This window comes from Cyanobium sp. BA5m-10 (assembly GCF_024346255.1).
GTDB lineage: Bacteria > Cyanobacteriota > Cyanobacteriia > PCC-6307 > Cyanobiaceae > Cyanobium_A > Cyanobium_A usitatum.
Genome location: NZ_JAGQCP010000085.1, coordinates 1 through 6,283 on the forward strand (window position 1 = coordinate 1; position 6,283 = coordinate 6,283).

Annotated in this window: 8 protein-coding genes; 3 read left to right on the forward strand and 5 right to left on the reverse strand. The window is 56.8% G+C overall.

Translation table 11 applies throughout. The features are described 5' to 3' along the window. Together argS and KBY85_RS15495 are read left to right on the forward strand one after the other, a co-directional pair. On the forward strand, window positions 1-752 hold a 752-nt coding region (argS, locus tag KBY85_RS15490; protein ID WP_254962360.1), incomplete at its 5' end, for an arginine--tRNA ligase. Between the two features lie 281 nt (window positions 753-1,033). Beyond that, the gene (locus tag KBY85_RS15495; protein ID WP_254962361.1) at window positions 1,034-1,855 is read left to right on the forward strand and encodes a glycosyltransferase; all 822 of its coding nucleotides are present in this window, start codon (window positions 1,034-1,036) and stop codon (window positions 1,853-1,855) included. Between the two features lie 22 nt (window positions 1,856-1,877). Here the strand turns inward: KBY85_RS15495 and KBY85_RS15500 are convergent, their stop codons facing one another. Both KBY85_RS15500 and KBY85_RS15505 read right to left on the reverse strand, forming a co-directional pair. Then, complete coding sequence (locus tag KBY85_RS15500) at window positions 1,878-2,690, reverse strand: glycosyltransferase family 2 protein (protein WP_254962362.1); 813 nt, start codon at window positions 2,688-2,690, stop codon at window positions 1,878-1,880. A 4-nt stretch (window positions 2,691-2,694) separates the two neighbouring features. Beyond that, complete coding sequence (locus tag KBY85_RS15505; protein WP_254962363.1) at window positions 2,695-3,519, reverse strand: glycosyltransferase family 32 protein; 825 nt, start codon at window positions 3,517-3,519, stop codon at window positions 2,695-2,697. A gap of 39 nt (window positions 3,520-3,558) precedes the next feature. Here KBY85_RS15505 and KBY85_RS15510 point away from each other — a divergent pair, with 39 nt between their 5' ends. Further along, window positions 3,559-4,650, forward strand: a complete 1,092-nt coding sequence (locus tag KBY85_RS15510; protein WP_254962364.1) for a histidinol-phosphate transaminase — start codon at window positions 3,559-3,561, stop codon at window positions 4,648-4,650. On the opposite strand, the gene KBY85_RS15515 is transcribed toward KBY85_RS15510, so the two are convergent. From KBY85_RS15515 to KBY85_RS15525, 3 genes are all read right to left on the reverse strand, one after another. Then, a complete protein-coding gene (locus tag KBY85_RS15515) occupies window positions 4,647-5,381 on the reverse strand; it encodes an MBL fold metallo-hydrolase (RefSeq protein ID WP_254962365.1) in 735 nt (244 codons plus the stop codon). The genes KBY85_RS15510 and KBY85_RS15515 overlap by 4 nt on opposite strands. A gap of 24 nt (window positions 5,382-5,405) precedes the next feature. Further along, window positions 5,406-6,023, reverse strand: a complete 618-nt coding sequence (locus tag KBY85_RS15520) for an aminodeoxychorismate/anthranilate synthase component II (RefSeq protein WP_254962366.1) — start codon at window positions 6,021-6,023, stop codon at window positions 5,406-5,408. 23 nt (window positions 6,024-6,046) lie between these two features. Further along, window positions 6,047-6,283 (reverse strand): diacylglycerol kinase family protein (locus tag KBY85_RS15525; RefSeq protein WP_254962368.1); only part of this gene is annotated, 237 nt, incomplete at its 5' end.

Below are 6,283 nucleotides of genomic sequence, written 5' to 3' on the forward strand. Positions count from 1 at the left end.
CCAGCCGAGTGATCTATGTGACCGATGCGGGCCAGGCCAGCCATTTTGCTGGCGTATTCCAGGTGGCCCAGCGGGCGGGCTGGATTCCCTCCCACTGCGGCGTCGAGCACGTGCCCTTCGGTTTGGTGCAGGGCGACGATGGCAAAAAGCTCAAGACCCGCTCCGGCGACACGGTTCGCCTCAAGGACCTGCTCGATGAGGCGGTGGAGCGCACAGAGGCTGATCTGCGTCAGCGCCTTTCCGATGAGCAGCGCAGCGAAGACGAGGCCTTCATCCAGCAGGTGGCGCCCTCCGTGGGCTTGGCGGCGGTGAAGTACGCCGACCTCAGCACCAATCGGATCACCAACTATCAGTTCAGTTTTGATCGGATGTTGGCACTTACTGGCAACACGGCGCCCTATCTGCTCTATGCGGTGGTGCGTATCGCCGGCATCGCCCGCAAGGGCGGCGATCTGGGGGCTGGCGCCGTTGCTTCACTCACCTTCAGCGAAGCGCAGGAGTGGGCGCTGGTGCGGGAGCTGCTCAAGTTTGATGGGGTGATTGCTGAAGTGGAGCAGGAGTTGTTGCCGAATCGGCTTTGCAACTACCTGTTTGAGCTCAGCCAGGTGTTCAACCGCTTCTACGACCAGGTGCCGGTGCTCAAGGCCGAGGAGCCGGCCCGCTCTTCCCGCCTCGCGCTCTGCCGCCTCACCACCGACACCCTCGCCCTGGGACTTGGCCTGCTGGGTATCCCCACCTTGGAGCGGATGTGAGACGCTGCCGAGAGATCAATAAGCCTAAATTCCGGATTATTCTTGCTAAGCCTGATTGGATGCCATTCAGGAGGTTTCGTTTCTCATCTGCTTATCATAATTCGCCTCTGCTCAGTCGGCCTGACCCCTAGAGGAATTAGGTTGAGCTGTAGACTTTCTCTGGGCTTCTATGAGGAATGAGGCTTGGCCAAGTGGATAGTCGAAGGATTTTTCTGTTGCATAAAAGATCAGCATTCTTTGGTTTTGAACCCTTTTGCATGTGGTATCGCCGCTAATTTGTAATGACGAAACTCATCATTTCTTTGACAACCATTCCGCCAAGATTTAAGTATGTGCAGGAGTGCCTGAGCTCGTTGCTCAGTCAGACGGCGGAGGTGGCAGCTGTCAATCTTTATATCCCCCGGAATTATAAGCGCTTCAGCTATGCTCAGTCAGACTTGCCTGTGCTGGCAAAGGGAGTCAATCTTCGCTTGGTAGATGAAGATCTCGGGCCTGCAACGAAGGTTTTGCCTGCTTGTCGTGATTATTATGGGCAAGACGCATGCATCCTCTACTGTGATGATGACAAAATCTATGATCGTGATTGGGCTCAAAGATTTTTAGATGCATCAAAGGAGCATCCAGATTGTGCAATCTGTGAGCGGGGCAGCCATCTGTCGCATCCTCACTATGCTAACAGCAGCAGTTGGGCTTCATGCCGCCACCCACAGGCGACGCCGATACGTAGAGGCTTGAGATATAGAACTCGTAGGATATTAAGCTTAGGCCAGTGGAAGTCATTAAAGTGGACTGAGTCAGGCTATGTTGATATTTTAGAGGGGTGGGGTGGTGTAATGGTAAGGCCTAATTTTTTTGGTGACTCCGCTTGGAGAATTCCAGATATTTTATGGACCGTTGATGATGTTTGGCTTTCTGGTTGCCTTGAAGGCCAAGGTATTCCAATTTGGTTGAATGCTAAGTCTAAGCCAATTATAAAAGAAACTTCGAATGAGGTTGAGCATGCGGCTCTAAGAAATCTTGTCTACAAAGGTCATGATAGGAAGGCAGCAAATAAACAATGTATAGACTATTTCCGTCAAAATTTTGGTATTTGGGGTGGTTAAGGCAAGCATTCGCCTGCTTGGATTAGCGTTGCACCGGATTGTTGGCGGTCGAGTCGTTATCGTAGCGAGCAGCACAGTATTTGAAAAATACTTCCAGCGCTATAAATAAGCTGTAAAGAAAGCCTTCGGCGCCGCTGAGGAATGACATTTTGATAAAGTAAAGCTTTAGAAAGCGAGGAATGGCGTGCATTAGGCCTGCTAGCACGCCGATATTCTTTTTTGACTTTCTCAGGCTGATTGCCGCTAGCTGTGAGTATTGCCCAAGCTTGAGAAGGCTTTGATATACAGTTCTGCGAGAATAATGGATGAGCTTAGTGTTGAAAACATGAGTTATTTCGGGGGCTTTAAGCACAGCACTCTCGTGTACTTGGCCTCTAAACTCGAGTATGTCATGAATTTTAAAGAGTCGGGCTACTCCTTTTGTCTGGTGGATGCCTTGCAGGCGCTTCCCAAATACGAAATCATCCCACCGAATTAAGCCTCGATTGACCATTCCTTGCTTAACAATTTCAAGGATTTCCTTGGCAAGGTTTGCTGGAATTATTTCGTCGCAGTCAAGAAAAAACACATAGTCTTGGCGGCAATGTTCGAGTGCCCGATTGCGTTGAATTGCGAATCCCTGCCAGTCAGCATAGCTGTGCACCTCAGCACCTAGGGAGCGAGCAATCAGCATGGTGTCGTCGCTGCTGCCTGAATCGATTACAAGGATCTGTTCGGCAAAGCTGGCAGATTCAAGACAGCTTGTAATCATGCTTGCCTCATTGAGAGCAAGAACTGCAATGGTTAGATTGGTTGACTCGCTTTTCTTATCAATTTTGTGCGTTTTGCTAAGCATTGGCTTAATGGTGAACAACGCGGCGAAGTTTTTGCTCTTGCGTCCAGCATCCTTGTGGCTTATCAAGATATTGGAAAAACTTGTTTGAGAAGTTTCCTTGCAAGCAGGTATGTTGAGCTAGGCGCCAAGCGTGACTCTTGTTTGCAAGAACATCTTGAAAGACGGATGGGCCTGTTATCTCGTAGACATTGTTTCTTTGTGAGGTTTCGATTCGACAAAGCACCTCATCTAGCAATGCCTTGATATTTGGATTGGCGGGAGCGCTTGCAATAAAATAATTGGTAGCGGCTTTATTTTTGTAGCGTAAGAATATTTCCGAAGTCCCAGCTTCGATAAATCGATCCAGTGGCCAGACGAAGTGAGAGTCAATATCCATATAAACGCCACCGTGCTTGTAGAGCACCATTAGGCGCCATAGGTCGGCTTGGGCGGCCCCAATAGTTAGCCGCTTGTAAAGCTCTGCGGGCTTGCCAGGAAAGTTTTGCTCTACAAAGGCAAGGCGATCTTCGGTAGAGTGGAAGCAGTATTGGTAGCTTCTAGAGAGAAGTCGATTCCAGTACCAAGCAGTCTTAATGGGCAGGCTAACTTTATTGGTGTAGTTAGTTTGCCAGATTATCTTAGGGACTAGGCCAGCATTTAGCCTGCTATCGCTATCGATTGTCTGTGCTGAATCGACTGATTTGGCCCTGATATTTGCGAGTTGGAAGCGTTGTTTTGGTAATAGCCAGTAATGTAAATAAAAAATGGGGCGCATTGCATTTGCCGCGAGTTTGACAACGCGACCTGCAAGGAAGGCTGCGAAGTCATCGCGTTTCGATTGCCGAGACAAAAGTCCATTGCTTATGGTGATAATTCTACGGGTAGTCCTATGTTGATTCCAGGCCTTCCCCAGGCGCGCCCCGAGGTTGAAGGCCTCCAGGCCTACAGCGCTCCGCTTGAGGGCCGCCGGGGCCTGCTTCGGCTCGACTTCAACGAGAACACCGTGGGGCCGAGTCTGCAGGTGGTGGAGGCAATCCGTGCCATCCCCGCCGATCAGTACGCCGTCTATCCCGAGTACGACGGCCTGCGGGAGGCGGTGGTTGCCAATCTCGCTGCAACTGGCCTCGGCCAGCCGCTCACCCCAGGGCAGATCGGCCTCTTCAACGGCGTAGACGCGGCACTTCATGCCATTTTTCATGCCTATGGCGACCGGGGCGACACGCTGCTGACCACATCGCCCACCTTCGGCTACTACACCCCCTGCGCCCAGATGCAGGGCATGGCGATTGAGGCCATCCCCTACCTGCTGCCTGATTTTGGCTTCCCCCTAGAGGAGCTGCGGGCGGCACTACAGAGCTGCCCACGCATCCTGCTGATCTGCAATCCAAACAACCCCACCGGCACCCGGCTAGCACCGGAGTTGATCCTGGAGCTGGCGGCCTCGGCGCCTGGCACCTTGGTGGTGGTGGATGAGCTCTATGAGGCCTTCACTGGCGACAGCGTGCTGCCATCCGTCGATTTCGCTGCCACGCCGAATCTGCTGGTGCTGCGCTCCCTGGCGAAGACCTCCGGCCTGGCTGGTCTACGCATCGGTTTTGCCATTGGGGCGGCGCCGGTGATTGATCGCATCGGGCGCGTCACGGGGCCCTACGACATCAACAGCTTCGCCGTGACTGCCGCCCATGCGGCCTTGGCGGACCAGGCCTATGTGGATAGCTATGTGGCCGAAGTGCTGCGGGCCCGCGACTGGCTGGTGCAGCAGTTGCAAGCGGCTGGGGTGCGGCATCACGCCGCAGGTGGCAACTACCTGCTGATCTGGCCCGAGAGCCCAGCTGCCGAGGTGGAGCAGCGCCTGCGGCAGGCGGGCATCCTGGTGCGCTCGATGGCGGCCAAACCTCTGATCGACGGCTCCTTGCGGGTGAGCATCGGCACCACCGAGCAGATGCAGCGTTTCTGGGCTGCCTATCTGCAGGCCGCTTAGCGCATTACCTCGATCACCATGCCATCGCCGAGCTTGCCCGGCAGGCTGAGGGTGCGGCCAGGTCGCTTCACCGGGGTGCCGGCCATGGCATCAAGGAAAGGTTGCACCGTGGTTTGGTCGCAGTCCTTGGGGGTTTTGCCGCTCACAAATTGCACCGGGATCACGCGGCGGGGCTGGAGCTCGCGCACCACTTCGGCGGCTTCGGCACCGGTGTACACCTTGGCGCCGCCACCCACGCCGATGATAAGTACGTCGGGACGACCCAACATCACCTTGTCGGCGGGGCTGAGCCGGGCCGCGGTGCCACCTAGGTGGGCGATGTCGAGGCCGCCCTGCTTCCAGCGCCACAGGGTGGATTGGCCGAAGCGGCGCCCACCAACACGGTCGTGGGGGCCGGCGATGCCTTCGATTGAAAGGCCACTCACCTTGAAGGAGCCTGGATCCACCAGCATCTTGCCCTTGGCCACCGGGGCACCCTCATCCAGTAGTCGGCTGCTGGCCAGGATCACCGTGGCACTCACCCGGGGTTCGGCCAGTCCGGCGGCACAGGCCACTGCTTTAAAGGGGTTAACCAGCACGCTGGCCCCGCCACCACTGATCAAAAGGGCGCTGTGGCCGTAGCTGGTGATCGTGACGCCGCTGCCTGCGAGGGCTGGGCCAGTTGCCAGCAATGCGGCGCCCAGGCCGAGCGAACTCAAGGTGAGAGCAGCGAAGGTGGGCAGCGGGCGCATGGAGAAGCGGCAATCGCAGTGAAGCTAACCCAACTGACTTGCTGTGGCTGGCTGGCTGGCCTGGCTCAGGAAGTTGGCCAGCAGGGCGTGACCCTCTTGGGTGAGCACGCTTTCGGGGTGGAACTGCACCCCCTGAATGTGGGGGAAATCGCGGTGGCGCAGGCCCATGATCGTGCCGTCGTCGAGCCAGGCGGTGATTTCGAGGCAGTCGGGCAGCGTCTCGCGCTCGGCGATCAGGCTGTGGTAGCGGGTGGCGGTGAGCGGGTTGGGCAGACCCTCAAACACACCTTGGCCGCTGTGGAGCACCGGTGAGGTCTTGCCGTGCATCAGCTCCTTGGCCCGCACCACCTTGCCGCCGTACACCTGGGCGATCGACTGGTGGCCCAGGCACACCCCCAGGGTGGGGATGGTGGGGCTGAGCTGCTGTAGCACCTCCAGGCAGACCCCCGACTGGTCGGGGTCGCCGGGGCCCGGTGAAATCAAGATGGCGTTCGGGGCCAGCGCACGGATCTGCTCCAGGGTCAGGGCGTCGTTGCGTTCGACCCTCACCTTGGCCGCGATCGGGTGCTCAGCGGCCAGCTCGCCCAGATACTGCACCAGGTTGAAGGTGAAGCTGTCGTAGTTGTCGAGAACGAGAAGCATCGCCGCGCCTGGCCTGCCCCCATTCAAAGGCCCAGCCGGCTCAGCAGCGGTGGCACAAGCAGCAGCAGGGCGATCATCAGTGACGACAGAGCCGCCACCAGCACCGCCGCCGCGGCGCAGTCCTTGGCAATCTTGGCCAGGGGGTGGAACTGGCGGCCGATGGCCAGATCCACCACCGCTTCGGTGGCGGTGTTGAGCAACTCCAGCACCAGCACGGCCGCCACGGTGAGCACCAGCACGGCCAGTTGGGCCGTGGGTAG